General features: G+C 73.9%; 20 protein-coding genes. 12 read left to right on the top strand and 8 right to left on the bottom strand.

Annotated features, from left to right (window positions below; translation table 11 throughout):
- Positions 1-21: 21 nt before the first annotated feature.
- Both ACDF64_RS17465 and ACDF64_RS17460 read right to left on the bottom strand, forming a co-directional pair.
- Positions 22-561 carry a hypothetical protein gene (locus ACDF64_RS17465; RefSeq protein WP_394552615.1) on the bottom strand — a complete coding sequence of 180 codons (540 nt, stop codon included), beginning with the start codon at positions 559-561 and terminating at the stop codon, positions 22-24.
- 41 nt (positions 562-602) lie between these two features.
- Positions 603-1,475 carry a patatin-like phospholipase family protein gene (locus ACDF64_RS17460; RefSeq protein WP_394552614.1) on the bottom strand — a complete coding sequence of 291 codons (873 nt, stop codon included), beginning with the start codon at positions 1,473-1,475 and terminating at the stop codon, positions 603-605.
- 126 nt (positions 1,476-1,601) lie between these two features.
- Between ACDF64_RS17460 and ACDF64_RS17455 the strand changes: the two genes are divergently transcribed.
- The gene (locus ACDF64_RS17455) at positions 1,602-2,033 is read left to right on the top strand and encodes a hypothetical protein (RefSeq protein WP_394552613.1); all 432 of its coding nucleotides are present in this window, start codon (positions 1,602-1,604) and stop codon (positions 2,031-2,033) included.
- A gap of 37 nt (positions 2,034-2,070) precedes the next feature.
- On the opposite strand, the gene ACDF64_RS17450 is transcribed toward ACDF64_RS17455, so the two are convergent.
- Positions 2,071-2,724, bottom strand: coding sequence for a dihydrofolate reductase family protein (locus ACDF64_RS17450; RefSeq protein ID WP_394552612.1), 654 nt, complete (start codon positions 2,722-2,724; stop codon positions 2,071-2,073).
- Between the two features lie 90 nt (positions 2,725-2,814).
- On the opposite strand from ACDF64_RS17450, the gene ACDF64_RS17445 reads away from it, so the two are divergent.
- Positions 2,815-3,372, top strand: coding sequence for a winged helix-turn-helix transcriptional regulator (locus ACDF64_RS17445; RefSeq protein WP_394552611.1), 558 nt, complete (start codon positions 2,815-2,817; stop codon positions 3,370-3,372).
- Here ACDF64_RS17445 and ACDF64_RS17440 read toward each other — a convergent pair whose 3' ends face one another.
- Positions 3,373-3,723 carry a LysR family transcriptional regulator gene (locus tag ACDF64_RS17440; protein WP_394552610.1) on the bottom strand — a complete coding sequence of 117 codons (351 nt, stop codon included), beginning with the start codon at positions 3,721-3,723 and terminating at the stop codon, positions 3,373-3,375. It lies immediately after the preceding gene.
- A 229-nt stretch (positions 3,724-3,952) separates the two neighbouring features.
- Here ACDF64_RS17440 and ACDF64_RS17435 point away from each other — a divergent pair, with 229 nt between their 5' ends.
- From ACDF64_RS17435 to ACDF64_RS17420, 4 genes are all read left to right on the top strand, one after another.
- Positions 3,953-4,258 (top strand): NIPSNAP family protein, encoded by a 306-nt coding sequence (locus tag ACDF64_RS17435; protein WP_394552609.1) that lies wholly within the window; start codon positions 3,953-3,955, stop codon positions 4,256-4,258.
- A gap of 100 nt (positions 4,259-4,358) precedes the next feature.
- Positions 4,359-4,895 (top strand): RNA polymerase sigma factor, encoded by a 537-nt coding sequence (locus ACDF64_RS17430; RefSeq protein WP_394552608.1) that lies wholly within the window; start codon positions 4,359-4,361, stop codon positions 4,893-4,895.
- A 108-nt stretch (positions 4,896-5,003) separates the two neighbouring features.
- The gene (locus ACDF64_RS17425) at positions 5,004-6,434 is read left to right on the top strand and encodes a hypothetical protein (RefSeq protein WP_394552607.1); all 1,431 of its coding nucleotides are present in this window, start codon (positions 5,004-5,006) and stop codon (positions 6,432-6,434) included.
- Positions 6,435-6,526: 92 nt separating this feature from the next.
- The gene (locus ACDF64_RS17420) at positions 6,527-8,233 is read left to right on the top strand and encodes an ABC-F family ATP-binding cassette domain-containing protein (RefSeq protein WP_394552606.1); all 1,707 of its coding nucleotides are present in this window, start codon (positions 6,527-6,529) and stop codon (positions 8,231-8,233) included.
- A gap of 35 nt (positions 8,234-8,268) precedes the next feature.
- On the opposite strand, the gene ACDF64_RS17415 is transcribed toward ACDF64_RS17420, so the two are convergent.
- Complete coding sequence (locus ACDF64_RS17415) at positions 8,269-8,844, bottom strand: 1-acyl-sn-glycerol-3-phosphate acyltransferase (protein WP_394552605.1); 576 nt, start codon at positions 8,842-8,844, stop codon at positions 8,269-8,271.
- A 110-nt stretch (positions 8,845-8,954) separates the two neighbouring features.
- Between ACDF64_RS17415 and ACDF64_RS17410 the strand changes: the two genes are divergently transcribed.
- The 3 genes from ACDF64_RS17410 to ACDF64_RS17400 all read left to right on the top strand — a co-directional run bounded on the left by ACDF64_RS17410 (position 8,955) and on the right by ACDF64_RS17400 (position 11,240).
- A complete protein-coding gene (locus tag ACDF64_RS17410) occupies positions 8,955-9,839 on the top strand; it encodes a DNA-formamidopyrimidine glycosylase family protein (protein WP_394552604.1) in 885 nt (294 codons plus the stop codon).
- A 115-nt stretch (positions 9,840-9,954) separates the two neighbouring features.
- A complete protein-coding gene (locus ACDF64_RS17405) occupies positions 9,955-10,920 on the top strand; it encodes a hypothetical protein (RefSeq protein ID WP_394552603.1) in 966 nt (321 codons plus the stop codon).
- Positions 10,921-11,030: 110 nt separating this feature from the next.
- Complete coding sequence (locus ACDF64_RS17400) at positions 11,031-11,240, top strand: dodecin (protein ID WP_394552602.1); 210 nt, start codon at positions 11,031-11,033, stop codon at positions 11,238-11,240.
- Between the two features lie 18 nt (positions 11,241-11,258).
- On the opposite strand, the gene ACDF64_RS17395 is transcribed toward ACDF64_RS17400, so the two are convergent.
- Together ACDF64_RS17395 and ACDF64_RS17390 are read right to left on the bottom strand one after the other, a co-directional pair.
- Entirely contained in the window at positions 11,259-11,831 is a 573-nt protein-coding gene (locus tag ACDF64_RS17395; protein WP_394552601.1) for a hypothetical protein, read from the bottom strand.
- A 112-nt stretch (positions 11,832-11,943) separates the two neighbouring features.
- The gene (locus tag ACDF64_RS17390; protein WP_394552600.1) at positions 11,944-13,947 is read right to left on the bottom strand and encodes an anthranilate synthase family protein; all 2,004 of its coding nucleotides are present in this window, start codon (positions 13,945-13,947) and stop codon (positions 11,944-11,946) included.
- Between the two features lie 312 nt (positions 13,948-14,259).
- Between ACDF64_RS17390 and ACDF64_RS17385 the strand changes: the two genes are divergently transcribed.
- The 3 genes from ACDF64_RS17385 (at position 14,260) to ACDF64_RS17375 (ending at position 16,655) form a co-directional block, all read left to right on the top strand.
- Positions 14,260-14,808 (top strand): RBBP9/YdeN family alpha/beta hydrolase, encoded by a 549-nt coding sequence (locus ACDF64_RS17385; RefSeq protein ID WP_394552599.1) that lies wholly within the window; start codon positions 14,260-14,262, stop codon positions 14,806-14,808.
- An 87-nt stretch (positions 14,809-14,895) separates the two neighbouring features.
- Positions 14,896-15,756 carry an Fpg/Nei family DNA glycosylase gene (locus ACDF64_RS17380; protein ID WP_394552598.1) on the top strand — a complete coding sequence of 287 codons (861 nt, stop codon included), beginning with the start codon at positions 14,896-14,898 and terminating at the stop codon, positions 15,754-15,756.
- Positions 15,753-16,655 (top strand): putative protein N(5)-glutamine methyltransferase, encoded by a 903-nt coding sequence (locus ACDF64_RS17375; protein ID WP_394552597.1) that lies wholly within the window; start codon positions 15,753-15,755, stop codon positions 16,653-16,655. The genes ACDF64_RS17380 and ACDF64_RS17375 overlap by 4 nt, the downstream gene beginning before the upstream one ends.
- Positions 16,656-16,666: 11 nt before the next feature.
- Here the strand turns inward: ACDF64_RS17375 and ACDF64_RS17370 are convergent, their stop codons facing one another.
- Complete coding sequence (locus ACDF64_RS17370; RefSeq protein WP_394555192.1) at positions 16,667-17,314, bottom strand: phosphoribosyltransferase; 648 nt, start codon at positions 17,312-17,314, stop codon at positions 16,667-16,669.
- Positions 17,315-17,526 lie beyond the last annotated feature (212 nt).

Here is a 17,526-nt window from a genome sequence, read left to right as displayed (position 1 = left end):
AATCCGGCAGCCCGGATCGGTTCAGGCCAGTTCTTCCTCGACGATGTCGAAGCGCCGGCCGTCCGCCGTGGTGACCGCGATGCCCACGGCATCGAACCCGTCGGTGCGCAGGCGCTCCGGGCTGATCGCCTCGCCGGTGATGAGGCGCAGCGTCCCGTCGTCGTCGCGGAACTCGTCCTCCTCATCGTCCCAGTCGATGTTGTCGAACAGCCGGATCTCGACGGTGAAGACGGTGTGCCCGTCACGCTCGAGCAACGCCTCCGGACGGCGCGCGTCGAGTTCGTCCGCGTCGTACTCGTCGGCGAACATCGCGTTGTACCCGTGCCGTCCGCCATCGAAGACCACGACCTCCTCGCCCGTGTCGATCGCGCGGGCGACGACGAGCGTCGGTGCGTCCTCGTCGACGATGAGGCCGTGTTCGAGCATCACCTCACCCGTGTGGCGGATCTCGAACAGGCCCGCGCCGGCGGAGGACCGCAGGACGAAGGTGCGGCCGTCATCGGAATCGGAATCCACCGGGGTCGCGTGGTCGGCGAGGTGCGTCGGGATGCGGATGCTCACCGGGTCACGCTACCGAGCGCACGCCCGGGGGAACAAGTCGGTCAGCGGGCCTCGGCGTGCGCCCGGGAACGCGGGTGGCGAGCCGCGAGCGGCGTGCGGTGCACCCCGTGCCGGGGAACGTCCGCCGCGTGCGAATGCGGCGCCGAGGGGCCCGGGGCCGAGGCATCCACTGCGGCCCAGTCGAGTGCCGCCGCGTCGAGCGCGGCCGCCGCAGCCCGGCGTCCCTCGGCGATCAGGCGCGGCGCGTCGGACATCGTCCACTGCGCCATGCGCTCCATCTCGGGCTGGATGAGCACGACCGAGGGATCGCGCTCCAGGTCCGCGGTACGACCGGTGCTGCGCATCATGCGCACGCTCTCCCACTTCGCGTGGAGGCGCACGACGATCACGCGGGAGGCGCCGAGCGCGCGCGTGGCATCCACCGGCACGTTGTCGATCATGCCGCCGTCGGCCAGCCAGGTGTCGCCGTGCGGCACGGGCGGAAGCAGCCCGGGCACCGCGATCGTCGAGCGCAGCGCGACGCTCAGCGGCCCGCGATCGATCGTCACGACGCGGCGGGTACGGAGGTCGGTCGCGACCGCGCCGAACCTGCGCGGGAGTTCCTCGATGAGCGGATCGCGCCCGTATGCGCGACGCACGCCGTCGTGGACCGCGCGGGTGTCGAGCAGGCCGAGGCGCGGAGCGAACGACCACCTGGCGATGTCGCGCCAGCGGAACGCGAGCGCGGCCCGTTCGATCTGCTGCGCATCGAACCCTGCGGCGTAGGCCGCGGCGACGAGCGCGCCCGAGCTCGTGCCGGCGGTGATGCCGGGACGGATGCCGCGTGCGGCGAGTTCCTGCAGCACGCCCACATGGGCAGCACCGAACGCGGCCCCGCCGCTGAGCGTGAGGCCCAGGGTGGTGTCGTCGGTCATGGCACGCTCCGAGCGGGTGGTCTGGACATCGGAACCGTATCGGGCGCGGATGACACGACGCTGCGTGGAGGCGGGGAGAATGCTGAGGGTGCGGACGGCCGGGGCCGAGGCGCGAGAATGATCCGGATGTCCGACATCCTGTTCCGAATCCTCCTCTGGCCGCTCGAATGGGTGCTCGAAGCCGTGTTCCTCCCCACCGGGCCGCTCGGCAAGCGCTTCGCACGATGGATCGCGGCGCCGGCGCAGTTCGAGCGCTTCGCGGGGGCCATCCGGATCGTCGAGGGTCGGCAGCCGGGGTTCACGGTCGGCTGGCGGGCGGGCATCGCCACGATCCGACGCGACGCGATCGAGTTCGAGGACCGGAAGCTGCGCATCACGGGCATCGACGACGGATCCCGTCGCCCGTCGGAGCGCGACCGCGCGCCGATCGCCGGCCCGTGCGGGATCCTCCGGATCCGCACCGCGACGGCGGAGCTCGAGTGGGCGATCGCGGAGGATCAGGTCGACCTCGTGCGGCAGCGTCTCCGGCCACGGCCACGGCCACGGCCGCGGCCCTGAGCCGGAAGCCGGGCTCGGGATGCCATCGCCCGTCCACTCACCGCTCGAACGTGAGGTGCACGACTCCGCTCGGCGACGCCACCACCTCGACCGCGTAGCCCTGCTCGAGCCCTTCGAGTCCGTCCCAGAGGCGCACGCCGCGGCCGAGGACGATCGGCACGATCACGACGTGCAGGAGGTCGACGAGTCCGGCGGCGAGGAACTCGCGCACCATCGTCGGGCCGCCGCCGATCCGGATGTCGAGGTCGCCCGCCGCCTCGCGCGCGAGCGCGACCGCCTCCTCGGGCGACGCGTCGACGAAGTGGAAGACCGTGTCGCCCTCCATCTCGAGGCTCGGTCGCGGGTGGTGCGTGAGCACGAACACGGGCGTGTGGAACGGCGGGTTCTCGCCCCACCATCCGCGCCATTCCTCGTCGGTGCCGAGGCCCTCCCACGGGCCGGTCTCCGGGGTGAACTTGCCGCGGCCCATGATCTCGGCGCCGACGCCGACGTCGTGCCGTGCGGCGAACGCGTGGTCGACGCCCAGGCTGCCCGTCTCGGCGCCGACGATCGACGAGCCGTACTTCGTGGCGATCATCCACTCGTGCAGGCGCATACCGGCGTGGCCGAACGGCGCCTCGAACGAGAGTCCTTCGCCGGTGGCGAATCCATCGAGCGAGACGGAGAAGTTCTGGACGACGACCTTCGACATGCGTGAGCCCCTTCGAGTGGTTGCGATCAGAGATCAGTCGACCCGACGGTAGCGCGAGTGATTGCGAACCACAAGCAGTAGGATGCCGCCATGGAGGCCCGCCCGAGATCCGGCTGCGCGATCAACGCCGCCGTCGAGGTGTTCGGCGATCCGTGGACGATGCTCGTGCTGCGCGACCTGATCTTCGGCGACCGCCGCCACTTCCGCGAGCTGCTGTCGGGCTCCGAGGAGGGCATCGCGAGCAACATCCTCGCGAGCCGCCTGAAGCAGCTCGTCGACGCGGGCCTGCTCACGAGGGCCGACGCGCGCCGCGGCCAGCGGGCCGCCTACTCGCTGACCGAGTCCGGCATCGAGGTGCTGCCGGTCATGGTCGCGCTCGGCAACTGGGGGCTCGCGCATCGCGACGGCGACCGTCGCCTGCGCGTGCGCGCCGAGGTGCTGCGCGACGGCGGACCCGAGCTGGTCGCGGCCATGATGGACGAACTGCGGGAGCGGCACCTGGGCATCCCGCGCCCCGATCCGGATGCCCCGCTCCCGAGCGCGCTCCTCCGGGAGGCGTACCTCGCCGCGGTCGGGCCGGCGGTCGAAACCCCGGCAGGGCCGGCCGTCGAAACCCCGGCCGAGCCCGTGGGCATGCCCGCCGGGTAGCTACCGCCCCTGGCGCTTCTTGTACGGCTTCGGCTGGCCCTTCACCTTGGGCGCGCGACCCTTGCCCTTCGAGGCCTTGGCCTTGCCGCCCGCCGGCACGACGGGTTTCGCGGCCGGGGCGGGTTCGGCGGCGATCCGCCGCTGCGCTTCCTCGAGCAGGAGGGTTCCCGCCGGGGTCAGGGTCCAGGGCGACGTGTCGCGCTTGAGCAGCGGGTGCCCGACCTCGGCTTCGAGCTTGTCGATCGACGAGTAGAGCGAGGCGAGCGGGATGCCCAGCGCGTTCGCGGCGCGCGGGGCGTGCAGCCCCTCGGCGTCGAGCGCGACGAACCGCTGCAGCAAGGTGATGTTCACCGGGAACCTCTCGTCAGGCGCACGGATCGCGGCCGGTCACACGGCAGCGTACGCGAGGGGTCGGCCCGCCGCACGCCGGGTGGAACCGGCGCGCCTCGCATCGAGCGACCGTCGAATCCCGGCAGCCATGGCGCCAGCCGACGTGCGCCCGCGCAGATCGGCTCGAATCCGCGCGAGATTGGCAGTCGTCCCGGCCGCTCCGGGACGGCCGGGCTGCGATCGTGGAGGCATGATCACGATCCACCTCCGCTACGAGGTCGACCCCCACGCACTCGCCGACTTCGAGGAGTACGGACGGCGGTGGATCCGGCTGGTGAACCGCCTCGGCGGCACGCACCACGGGTACTTCCTGCCGAGCGAGGGCGACAGCGACGAGGCGTTCGCGCTGTTCACCTTCCCCTCGCTGGCCGAGTACGAGCGGTACCGGATCGCCGCGGCATCCGACCCCGAGTGCATCGAGGCGAACCGGTTCGGCGCCGAGACCCGCTGCTTCCGCCGCTACGAGCGCAGGTTCCTGACGCCGATGTTCGACTGATCCGGCCGCCTGCGTGCAAGACTCGCGGCAGTCACGACACAACCAGTACGTGACGACCGCGAGCACCGCAGCAGATGCCGGACCGACCGAAGGGACGAGGATGCCCGACGACGGCACCCCGGCGAGGGAGGGCGCCCCGGCCTCGGCCGACGACCTCGCCTGGTTCACGGCCGTCGCGCGCGAGCACTCGACCGCGCTCGTCCGCTACTTCGCGCGGCGCGGCCCGCGGCAGGACGCCGAGGATCTCGCGGCCGAGGTCTTCGCGACGGCGTGGCGCCGACGCGACGACGTGCCGCGCGATGCGGTGCTGCCGTGGCTCTACCGCACCGCCGGCTTCACGCTCGCGAACCACCGTCGCAAGCACGTCGACCTGCCGGTCGAGGACGTGCCCGAGGCATCCGCGCCCCGGGTCGGCGAGGATCCCGAGCTCAGCCTGCTCTTCGACGACGAGCTGCGCGGGGCACTCCGAAGCGTCGGCGAGCGCGACCGGCGCATTCTCCTCCTGCACGCGTGGGAGGGCCTCGACGGGCAGGAGCTCGCCGACGTGCTCGGCATCTCGCGTTCGGGCGCCGATGCCGCGCTGTCGCGCGCGCGCAAGCGGCTCCGCGAGGCGTGGGGTGCTCGGCTGACGTTCTAGCGCGCCGCCGCGGCCATCCGGCGCCCGCCGGTGAAGTCCGCGCCGGTGCAAGGTTCGCGCCGCCCGGCACATATCCACGGTGAAGCGCCCTCCAGGAAGGTGACCCCCATGCACACCGACGACCACGACCACACCGACGGCCACGACGCCGACCCGGTCGACCGGCTGCGCGCCGCCGACCCCGCCGCGAGCGTCGAGCCGCGCGACGGCTTCGCCGACGAGGTGGTCGCGTCGGTCACGGGCGTCACGGATGCCCCGAGCGCGACGGATGCCCCGGGCGCGACGGATGCCCCGGGCGTGGGGGATGCCCCGGTGCACGCCGAACCCGAGACCTCCGCCCCCGTCGCCGACCTCGCGACCGAGCGCGCCCGGCGTCGCCCCCGCTGGGTCGCGATCGCCGGCGCGGCCGCCGCGCTCGCGGTCGTCGGCGCCGTCGGCTACGGCGTCGGCGCCGCGACCGGCGGGCCCTCCGACCTGGCGGCGGCGCCGATCACCCTCGACGGCGCGGGAAGCAGCGGCGCGACCCAGGAGATCGCGACCGACTCCGCCGCGGGCGCCGCCCCCAAGGTGCAGGCGCGGGACTCGATGATCTACCCGGGCGGGTACGGGCGGAACGCGTTCCACGCGACGGGGCTGTCGACCGCCGAGGGCTCCGCCGCGGGGTACGGCTACGACGCGGCCGCCGCGTCGAACGCGGAGACCGTCGAGGCGCTCGCAGCGGGATTCGGGCTCGAGGGCCCGGCCGAGCTGAAGGACGGCGCCTGGGTCGTCGGCCCGCAGGACGGCAGCGCGCCGTCGCTCCTGGTGAGCCTCGACGGGACGCTGGGCTTCTCGTACAGCGACCCGCGGATCAACCCGTGGAAGTGCGACACCCCCGACGGCGCGTGCGTGGCGACGGGCGAGGTCCCGTCCGCCGAGGCCGCGATCGGCGCCCTCCGCGGCATCGTCGTGGCGGCCGGGCGCGACCCGGGCGCGTTCGAGTTCACGTCCGAGACCTACGAGGGCGCGGTGACCCGGTCGGCGCAGGCCTGGCCGCTCCTGGACGGCCAGCGACTCGACCAGGCGTGGTGGCTCGACCTCACGGGTGACGGGATCCTCAGCGCGTCCGGATCGCTCGCCGAGCTCGTGCCGCTGGGCGACTACCCGATCGTGAGCGAGCAGGCGGCGTTCGAGCGGCTGAGCGACCCGCGGTTCGGCGCGCAGATCACGGCGATGCCGCTCGCGTCCCGCACCGAGGTGATGGATGCCTCGGGCGCGGCCGAGTCGGCGCCCGTCCCGCCGGGCGACGTCGCCACGTCGGACACGCCCGCGACCTGGGTCGCCCCGACCGAGCCCCCGAAGGCGCCCTCCGACGGGCAGACGGTCTCGTGGCCCGTGAACCACGTCGAGATCGTGAGCGCGCGGCTCGGCTTCGCGACGCAGTGGCAGCCCGACGGGAGCGTCCTCGTGGTGCCCGCCTACGCCTTCACCGACGCCGACGGCGGCGTCTGGTCGGTCATCGCGGTCGCCGACTCGAAGCTCGACTTCGCGACGGAGTAGGCCGAACGGGAGGCGGCCGCGCCCCCGCGGAGCGGCCGCCGACCCGGGATCGACCGGCGTCCGGGCGACCGCGCCTCGACTACCGTTGACGGGTGACTGCAACACTCGTCGCCGGCGGCCTCGCCGGGGGCTATGCCCACCGCACGCTCTTCGAATCCCTCGACCTCACGATCGCTCCCGGCGACGTGGTCGGCGTCGTGGGCGCCAACGGCGCGGGCAAGTCGACGCTGCTCGGGATCCTCGGGGGTGCGGTCGCACCGCTCGCGGGCACCGTGGTGCGCTCGCCGTCGGACGCGTTCGTCGGCTGGCTCCCGCAGGAGCACGAGCGGATCCCCGGCGAGACGATCGCCGGCTACGTCGCCCGACGCACGGGGTGCGCCGAGGCATCCGCCCGGCTCGATGCGGCGGCCGCGGCGCTCGCGGTGACGGATGCCCCGGCCGGCGGCCCGGACCCGGCGGACGAGTACTCCGCGGCACTGGACCACTGGCTCGCGACGGGCGCCGCCGACCTCGACGAGCGGCTCCCTGCGGTCCTCGCCGACCTCGGGCTCGTCGTCGGCGAAACGGCAGCGGGCGACGCCGGGTCGTCCACTGGCGCCGGGCACGCGCTCACGCAGGATTCGCTCATGACCGGCCTGTCCGGCGGCCAGGCCGCGCGTGTGGGGCTCGCGGCGCTCATCTGCTCGCGGTTCGACATCGTGCTGCTCGACGAGCCGACGAACGACCTCGACCTCGACGGGCTCGCGCGGCTCGAGTCGTTCGTGGCCGGACTCCGCGGCGGGGTCGTGCTCGTCAGCCACGACCGCGAGTTCCTCGCGCGCACGGTCACGAAGGTGCTCGAGCTCGACCTCGCCCAGCACACGAACCGGCTCTACGGCGGCGGCTACGACGCGTACCTGGAGGAGCGCGAGACGGTCCGCCGGCACGCGCGCGAGGACTACGAGGAGTTCGCCGCGAAGAAGGCCGACCTCGTCGCCCGGGCCCGCGTGCAGCGCGAGTGGTCGAGCCAGGGCGTGCGGAACGCCATGAAGAAGGCGCCCGACAACGACAAGATCCGCCGCAAGGCGTCGACCGAGTCGAGCGAGAAGCAGGCGCAGAAGGTGCGCCAGATGGAGAGCCGTATCGCGCGCCTCGAGGAGGTCGAGGAGCCGCGCAAGGAGTGGAAGCTCGAGTTCACGATCGGCTCGGCACCGCGATCGTCGGCGGTCGTCGCGACGCTCGACGGGGCATCCGTCGCCCGCGGCGACTTCGCGCTGGGCCCGGTGTCGCTGCAGGTGACCGGCGGCGACCGGATCGGGATCACCGGCCCGAACGGCGCGGGCAAGTCGACGCTGCTGGGCCTCCTGCTCGGTCGGATCGCGCCCGATGCGGGCCGCGCGAGCCTCGGGTCGTCCGTCGCCGTCGGCGAGATCGACCAGGCGCGCTCGCAGCTCGCGGGCGACCGGGCGCTCGCGGACGCGTTCGAGGAGCTCGTGCCGTCGCTCAGCTCGGGGGAGGTGCGCACGCTGCTCGCGAAGTTCGGACTGAAGGCCGACCACGTGCTCCGGCCGGTCGACGCGCTCTCGCCGGGGGAGCGGACCCGCGCGGGCATGGCGCTGCTGCAGGCCCGCGGCGTGAACGTGCTCGTACTCGACGAGCCGACCAATCACCTCGACCTGCCCGCGATCGAGCAGCTCGAGGACGCGCTCGACTCCTACGACGGCACGCTGCTGCTCGTCACGCACGACCGGCGCATGCTCGAGCGCGTGCGGCTCGACCGCCGCTGGCACGTCGAGGGCGGGCGGGTCGCGGAGGCCTGAGCCTCAGATCCGGGGCGCTCGGCGCTCGGCGCTTCTCAGGCCTGGCCGAGCTCCGACTGCAGGCGCGGCTCGGTGCGGAACTCGGGCCGGAAGCCCGCTTTGTCCGCGTAGAACGCGCGGATCACGTCCATGTCGGTCGGCACGTCGCCCGTGAGCTCGATCGTCGGCCCGAGCCCGGTCGTCATGGTCGTCCGGTCGACGTAGCCGAGCGTGACGGGCATCCCCGTCTCGCGGGCGATCCGGTAGAAGCCGCTCTTCCAGTACTCGTTCGCGCCGCGCGTGCCGTCGGGCGTCACGACGAGCCCGAAGACCTCGCCCGCGCGAATGCGCGCGACGACCTCGTCGACCACGCGGCCCGGGTCCTTCCGGTCGACCGGGATGCCGCCGAGCGCGCGCATGATCGGGCCGCGCCAGCCGGCGAACAGGCTCTTCTTCCCGAGCCAGCGGAAGTCCATCCCGAGCCGCCACGCGATGCCGAGCATGAGGACGAAGTCCCAGTTCGAGGTGTGCGGTGCGCCGATCAGCACGGTGGGGCGATCGGGCGCGGGAGCGGACACGAGCTTCCAGCGGCTGCACGCCCAGTAGAAGCGGGCGGCGAGGCGTCGGAGCATCCGGCAACCGTACGCGAGCGCGCATGCCGCCGCCGGCATGCGAACCGGATGTCCGGGGCAATGGCGGCCGGCCGGTGGCGGAGGTCGGCGGTCGGTGGAAGGCTGAGCGCATGCCCGAGTCGCCCGAGGTGCAGGCGCTCGCCGACGATCTCGACCGTCGGCTCGCGGGCCGTGCGCCCGTCGAGGTCGACGTCGTCGAGTTCCGCGTGGTGAAGACCCGCACGCGGCCGCCCGAGGGGCTCGTCGGGCACCGGGTCGCGCGGGTCGGGCGCATCGGCAAGCTGCTCGACGTCGGATTCGACGGCGGCCCGCACCTGGTCGTCTCGCTCGGTCGGCACGGCTGGGCGCGGTACGCGGGCGAGCAGGTCGAGGATGCCCCCGGCGAGGATGCCCCGGCCGGCGCGGTTCCCGTGGCCGGCGCGGAACCCCCGCCGCCCACGCTCGCGACGTTGCAGTTCGACGACGGCACCGCGCTCGAGCTGACCGACGCGGGCGACTGGGTGTCGCTCGGCGCCTTCGTCGTCGACGATCCGGGCGAGGTCCCGGCCGTCGCCAAGCTCGGGCCGGACCCGGCCGATCCGGCCTACACGCGCGCCGACTTCGATCGCGCGTTCGTCGGGCGGCGCAAGCAGCTGAAGGCCGTGCTGCAGGAGCAGGAGTCGATCGCGGGCGTCGGCAACGCCTACTCCGACGAGATCCTGTTCGCTGCACGCCTCTCGCCGGTCGTGCACGCCGCGACGCTCGAGGCGGGCGAGCTCGAGCGGCTGTTCGCGGCGACGGTCGACGTGGTCGTGGCGGCGATCGAGGCGCGACGGGGCATCCCGATCGACCGGCTCAAGCAGGCGAAGGTCGACGCGATGCAGGTCCACGGTCGTACCGGCGAACCGTGCCCCCGCAGCGGCGGCGCGATCCGCGACTTCTCGTTCGCGAGCACGACCGCGCAGTACTGCCCGGAATGCCAGACCGGCGGCGAGATCCTCCCCCTCAAGGAGTGACGAAGGGGAATTGGCACCACCCGGGGCCGCATCGGATGGGCACACCTCGCGCCCTGGCGGGCGTGGGTATACCATCTCGCGCATGAGGCGACAGCGCCGTGGCGACACTGCAGCCATGCGCCACGCCGACACTGCCGTCGAGCCGCTCGATGAACCCGAACGTCAGCGCCGCCGATGGGTCGCGCCGATCGTTTGGCTCACCGCACTGGTCGTGGTCGCCGGATCGGTGACCTATGCCGTGGGTCACGCGAATGACGGACAGCTCGAATCACAGGACAGTTCCGCCCCGACCCCCACGGACCTGCCTGCTGAACCCGCGTCGAACGTGCCGGCAAACGCGTTCCCGATCGAACTCCCGATCCTCTCCGCCGTGAGCGGCACCGTGGCCTGGAGAGCCTCAGGCGGCGACTGCCGCCTCGGTACGGTTGCGGCAGTCGAGCTCACCACGGATGCCGGATCGACCTGGTCGCCGGTGTCGGTGCACGGCGCGGAAATCCACCAGGTTCTCGCCCTTGACGCGGAAAGCGCCACGACGGCTGAACTGCTGGCCACGACCGGACCCGACTGCGTGGTCCGCACCGTTCGCACGACGACCGATGGCGCGTCGTGGAGCGAGTCGCCGCCCCGCGACCCACCGCCGTACGTCGACCCGCAGCATCCCGACCAGCTGGTGCGTGACGGCGCTGCGGTCGACTCCCCGTGTCCGGTGGTGCGACAACTCGCGGAATCGCGGAGCACCGTCCTCGTCCTGTGCTCGGCCGGAGACGCGTGGTTCTTCGACTTCGAGGCATCGACCGGCACGACACCGGTCGGCTGGGTCCGCCTGGTGACTCCGGATGTCTCGCGCTCGGTGCTGGTCGTCGGAGGGTCGTCGACCGGGTTCGCACTCGCACTGTCGGGTATCGGATGCATGTGGATCCCCGCAACCGCATCCGAACTCCCGTACCTCCGATCAGGTCGAACCTGCGTGCCCCCTCTCGACACGATGCCGACATCCCTCGCGCTCGCATCGGCCGGGTCGCATCTGTGGATCCAGCACGATGACGTGACCACGATCGTTCCGCTCGCGTCGCTCCACTGACCCGCCACCCATCGAAGCCGTGCTGCGTGAATGACGGCGTTCACGCTGGTCTGACGTCGTCCCGGTAGGGTCGAATCGTCCCGCGAGGTCGCGGGCGATGGGGGGACACCATGAGCAACCACGTGTATCGCGTCACCGAGATCGTCGGCACGTCGCCCGACAGCATCGATGCGGCGATCCGGAACGCGATCAACCGCGCCACGGCGACCCTGCGGAACGTCGACTGGTTCGAGGTCGAGTCGGTCCGCGGTCAGGTCGCCGACGGCGCGGTCGCGCACTTCCAGGTCTCGCTGAAGGTCGGCTTCCGGCTCGACGACTGAGCTCCTCGACGACTGAACTCAGCGGCGCGGGATCTCGTCGTCCCTCGCGTCACGGTTCGCAGCGGTCTCACGGCGGACGTCCGCCTCCCGGTCCACGGTCGGGTCCTGGCTCACGTCGGCGTGCCGGCCCGCGTCGGCGTCCCGACTCACGGCGGGATCGCGGCCCACGGCGGGATCGCTCACGGGCGCGGACGTGCGATCGGTTACCGGCGCGGCCCGGCGATCGGTCGTGACATCCGGGTCGACGTGGTCCGCCTTCGCGGCCTGCCGCTCGGCGCGGGCCCGCAGTTCGGCCGCATCGTCGGCCTGCGAGGCACTCGCGTCCGCGAGGCGTTGCGCCTCGACCTCGGCCCGCGTCGCCTGGGCCTCCGCCTGCAGTCGCTGCGCCTGCGCCTCGGCCGCCGCGGCCTCGCGCTCGCGCGCCTGCCGCTCGGTCTCGGCGGCCTCGGCGCGCAGTCGGGCCGCGTGCTCGCGGTTCGCCTCGGCCTGGCGCTCCCGCCGGCGGCCGCGCGTGACGACCAGCGCGATCACGACGATCGCGAGCACCACCACCACGGCCACGACGATCCAAATCCATACGGACGCATCCATGGTCCGCCCCTCTCGGGTCGATCCCTCGACTCAACCGCTCGCGGGGCCGCGCCGACAGGGGGTTGCGCAACGCGGCCCGATCCGGCATGGCGCCGGATCGGACCGCGCGGAATCAGGCCGCGCCGGTGTCGGCCGCGACGAGTCCCGGCGCGAGCACGCCGTCGACCAGGCGCGCGAGCACGTCCAGGCCGTCGGGCGAGAGCACCGACTCGAGGTGCCCCTGGATCGACGCGACGGATGCCCCGCGCAGCGCGACGACCGCGCCCGTGGCATCCGCCGACACGTCGAGGTCGAGCCGAGGCGTGCGCGACCCGTCCGCGGCGCGGGCCGTGAACGTGTTGTAGAAGCCCACCCGCGCCGGCTCGCCGAACACGTCGACCTCGAGCTGCAGGCCCTGTCGCGGCGCCGGCAGCGGCGCGATCGGCAGTCCGGCGAGGTCGGCGAGCACCTGGTGGCTGAGGCAGACCGCGATCGCCGGGCGCCCCTGCTCGAGGCGTGCGGCGACGAGTTCGCGCAGGCGCGCGATGCGCGGATCGGCGGGGTTCCGGGGGTCGCCCGGCCCGGGGCCGAAGACCACGAGGTCCTCGGATGCCTCGTCGGGCGCCTCGCCCCACGGCACGACGCGGGCGTCGAGCCCGAGGTGGCGCAGTTGGTGGGCGAGCATGTTCGTGAAGTCGTCCTCGGCGTCGACGACGAGCACGGTGCGCCCGCGTGCGGCGACCGCCGCCTGCGGCGTGCTCCAGAACGGCGCGAGGTCGCGGTTTCGTCCGGCCAGGAGCGCGGCGACGCGCGGGTCGGCCGCCGGGTGCGCGCTCGCGGCCGCGGCGGGCTCGCCGGAACCGGCCTCGGCGGCGCCGGCGAGGCGCGGGATCGCCCCGATCGCCTGCAGGACGCCCGACGCCTTCACCCTCGTCTCGGCGACCTCGCCGAGCGGGTCCGAATGCCGCACCAGCGTCGCACCCGCCGGCACGCGCACGTTCCCCGCGCCGTCGACGTACGCCGTGCGGATGAGGATGGGCGCATCGAGGTCGTACCCGCCGGGGGAGCCCGGCGCGGGGGTGAACCGCGCGAGCACGCCCGCGTAGTACCCGCGGCCGGTCGTCTCGTGCCGGGCGATCACGCGGCAGGCGTTCCGCATGGGCGATCCCGTGACCGTCGGGGCGAACATCGTGAGGCGCAGCACCTCGCGCGGATCCCGCGCGGTCGTGCCCTCGAGCTCGTACTCGGTGTGCGTGAGGCGGGACATCCGCTTGAGGAAGGGACCGCGCATCCGCCCGCCGTCGGGGCAGGCGGCGCTCATCATCTTGAGCTCCTCGTCGACGACCATGATGAGCTCCTCGCGCTCCTTCACGTCGGAGAGGAACGCGACGAGGTCCTCGGTCGTCGGCTCGGCGACGGGGTGCCGGAAGGTGCCCGAGATCGGGTTCATCGTGACGAGCCCGTCGATCGACGAGACGTGCCGCTCGGGCGTCGCGCCGACGGCCGAGAGCCCCGGCGTGTGGATCGCGAAGGTCCAGTAGGCCCCGCGCTCGTGCTCGAGGAGGGCCCGCATCCACGCGAGCACCGCGTGCGCGGGTGGGGCATCCGTCGTGCCCGTGAACTCGCGGCGGATCACGAAGTTGGCGCCCTCGCCGCGCCCGATCTCGTCCTCGAGCACGCGCCGCACGATCCCGGCGTAGGTGTCGTCGTCGATGTCGACGGCGAGGTCGCCCACGACGGGCGCCCGGTCGGGCAGCGCGGCGATCGCGTCGCGGAGCGGAACCCGTTCGCGCTCGCGCACGACGAGGCAGCGCAGGGGGGCGCCGTCGTCGTGCGCGGCGAACCCGCGCTCGCGGACCTGGCGGAACGGCACGAGTGCGAGCACCTCGTCGCCGCCGAGCGGGATGTCGGCGAGCCGGTCGACGTCGACGACGTCGCCCGCGAGCACGTCCACGTGCGGCTCGTCGCCGCGATGCAGGATCGCGAACGCGAGCGGTCGCGCCGCGGCGGTCGGGTCGGCCGACACGCGCGCGTCGGCGGCGATGCTCGCGTCGGTGGCGATGCTCGCGTCGGCTGCGATGCTCGCGTCCGTCGCGATGCTCGCGTCGGCGGCGATGCGGTGGAGCAGGGGCGTCATGGGTCCTCCGGTCGGGGCCCTCGGGATCGGACCGCCCCGGAAACGCGAGACGACCGCCCTCGGGCGGTCGTCGTCGTCGAAACGCTCGGTCCGCCTAGGAGGCGGGCCACCAGGAGCGGTTCGACGGGGTCTGCATGTCGAGCACTGTATCCCACGCACGGTCGCAGCCGGAAGTCGGCCGCCCGTCACCCGGGGTAACGGGCCGGGCGGATCCCGGGGCGGGCTGGCACGATTCCGGGCAGGGTTGGCAGCCCGCAGCGCGCGTGGCACGAGGCATCCGTGTCACGGTGGGGAACGGCGGAGGGAGACGGGATGGCACGCGTGGTCATCGTGCCCGGCATCAACGGCTCGGGCGAGGGGCACTGGCAGACGGAGTGGGAGCGGCGCATCCCCGGTGCGGTGCGCATCGCGCCCGGCGACTGGGATGCGCCGGAGCTCGACGACTGGCTCCGCGCGATCGACGCGACCGAGCCCGACGACGACACCGTGTTCGTCGCGCACTCGATGGGATGCCTCGCCGTTGCGACCTGGCTCGCGGAGCGCCGCGGCACGGCCGCGGGCGCGTTCCTGGTGGCCCCGCCGGACCCGGACGGGCCCGGCTTCCCCGCCGAGGCCCGGGGGTTCGCCGCCGCCGACGGTCCGCTCGGCGTCGCGACGCTCGTGGTCGCCAGCACGGACGACCCGTACGGCAGCGCGCGATGGGCTGCGGACGTCGCGCGCCTGTGGGGCGCCGGCTTCACGTCGGTCGGCGCGCTCGGGCACGTGAACATCGCGAGCGGCGTCGGCGCGTGGGACGACGGGGCCGACCTCTTCGAGGAGTTCACCGCGGGCCTGGCCTGCGCGCGCGTGCCCGCCGCCTGAGCGCCGTCGCGCGGCCTGCGCGCGGTCTCGCGGCCTGCGCGCGGTCCCGTTCTGGCCGAAGTCGGCACCGGATGCCACGATGGGACGGTGCCCGAGATGCCGGAAGTGCAGGGGCTCGTCGACTGGCTCGGCGAGCACGCCGTCGGCCGCGCGATCGCGTCCGTGCGGGTCGCGTCGATCTCGGCGCTGAAGACCTTCGACCCGCCCGTGGACGCCCTCGAGGGGCGCCGGATCGCGTCGGCCGTGCGACACGGCAAGTTCCTCGACCTCGACGCAGGGGGCATCCACCTCGTCTTCCACCTCGCGCGCGCGGGCTGGCTGCGGTGGTACGACGAGGTGCCCGCGACGCCCGTGAAGCCGGGCAAGTCGCCGCTCGCGTTGCGCGTGCGCCTCGACGACGGGTCGGGCTTCGACCTGACCGAGGCCGGCACGAAGAAGTCGCTCGCGGTGTACGTGGTCCGTGATCCTGCGGAGGTGCCCGGGGTCGCGCGCCTCGGTCCCGACCCGACCGCCCCCGGGTTCGCGCTCGAGGACTTCGCCGCGGTCCTCGACGGGCGGCGGACCCAGGTGAAGGGCGTGCTCCGCGACCAGTCGGTGTTCGCGGGGATCGGCAACGCGTACTCCGACGAGATCCTCCACGTCGCGAAGCTGTCGCCCTACCTGCTCGCCGCGAAGCTCACGCCCGACCAGGTCGAGACCCTCTACCGCGCGATGCGCGAGACGCTCGCCGACGCGACGGCCGCGGCCGCCGGGCGTCCGCCCGCCGACCTCAAGGACGCGAAGCGGAGCGGCATGCGCGTGCACGGCCGCACCGGCCAGGCCTGCCCCGTGTGCGGCGACGTCGTCCGCGAGGTGATCTTCGCCGACTCCACCTTCCAGTACTGCCCGACCTGCCAGACCGGCGGCAAGCCGCTGGCCGACCGCGTGCTGTCGCGGCTGCTGAAGTGAGCCGGCCGACGGCCGGCGGGGCATCCGATCCCGCGGCGGGCGCGGCGGATGCGGCGACCGCGGCGGGCGCGTCGGCCGTCGCGACGCTCGCCGCGCGCCTCCGGGCCGCGGGCAGCGTGTTCGCCGAGGACGAGGCCGGCCTCATCCTCGCCGAGGCCGCGGGCGACGGCGAGGCCGTCGAACGGATGGCGGCGCGGCGCGCGGCCGGCGAACCGCTCGAGCAGGTCGTCGGCTGGGCGGAGTTCGCGGGCCTGCGAATCCTCGTGGAGCCCGGCGTGTTCGTGCCGAGGCTCCGGACCGAGGCGCTCGTCCGCGAGGCGCTCGCCCTGCTCGCACGCGCCCGCACGCGCGCCGACCCGCTCGCAGCGAGCGACCCGACAACTCCCGTGGTCGTCGACCTGTGCTGCGGCACGGGCGCGATCGGCGCCGCGATCGCCGCGGGCCTGCGTGATTCCGGCCGGTCGGTCGAACTCGTCGCGGCCGACCTCGACCCGGCCGCGGTGCGCGCCGCGCGCCGCAACCTCGAGCCGCTCGGCGCGCTCGTCGTCGAGGGCGACCTCTTCGATCCGCTTCCCGTCGCCCTTCGCGGCCGCGTCGACCTGATCGCGGCGAACGCGCCGTACGTGCCGACCGCGGCGATCGAGACCATGCCGCCCGAGGCGCGCGACCACGAGGCTCGGATCGCGCTCGACGGCGGCGAGCAGGGCGTGGACGTGCAGCGCCGCGTCGCGGCCGCCGCGCTGCCGTGGCTGCGGCCGGGCGGACACGTGCTGATCGAGACCTCGCGACGGCAGGCGGATGCCACCGCCGCGCTGCTCGAGGCCTCGGGCTTCGCCGCGCGGATCGTCCGGGACGACGACGTCGACGGGACGGTCGTCATCGGCACCGCGGGAGGCTGACCGGCCGAGCCTCAGCGCTCGTGCGCCGCCCGCAGGATCGCCGCGACCTCGTCGTCGGGCACCTGGTGGAAGTCGATGTAGTGCATGCCCACCGACATGAACCCGGGCGGGGCGCTCAGGCACGCCACCTCGTCGGCCTCGGCGACGGCGGTGATCGAGTCCGGGGCGCCCACCGGCACGGCGAGCACCACGTGCCGCGCACCCGCCTCGCGCGCGACCCGGCAGGCGACTCGCGCGGTCGCCCCGGTGGCGAGGCCGTCGTCGACCACGAGCGCGGTACGCCCGACGAGCGGGATCGGCTCCCGTCCGCCGCGGAACCGATCGACCCGGGCGGCCACCTCGGCGCGCTCGCGCCGCTCGGCCTCGGCGAACGCGGCACGCTCGACCCGGGCAGCGCGGATGACGTCCTCGTTCCGCACGATCGTGCCGTGCTCGCCGACCGCGCCCATGGCGACCTCGGGCTGCGTCGGCAGGCCGAGCTTGCGGACGACCAGCACGTCGAGCGGTGCCCCGATGACGGCCGCGACCTCGTCCGCGACGGGGACGCCGCCGCGCGGCAGGCCGAGCACGACGGCGTCGAGGAGGTCCCGGGTGGCCAGGCGCTCGCCGAGGCGTCGGCCGGCGTCGCGCCGGTCGAGGAATCGCTCGGGCCAGGACATCGTGGTCACGTCTCAGAGCGGCGGGAAGGGCCACCGTCGACCCGACCATAGCCCCGCCGACGCGTCGCCGCAGCAGTCGGCGGACGGAAGGCACGAAGTCGAGGAGGCATCGCTTACACTGTTCTGAACCCTCCCCCTGGACGGGGGAACCCGTTCAGCGTCCGGTCGCTCGCCCCCCAGATCTTCGGCGGCCGGCAGTTAGGGAGTGCCCC

This window comes from Agromyces sp. MMS24-JH15, assembly GCF_043518605.1.
Lineage (GTDB): Bacteria > Actinomycetota > Actinomycetes > Actinomycetales > Microbacteriaceae > Agromyces.
This window is presented reverse-complemented; position numbering and strand designations above follow the sequence as displayed.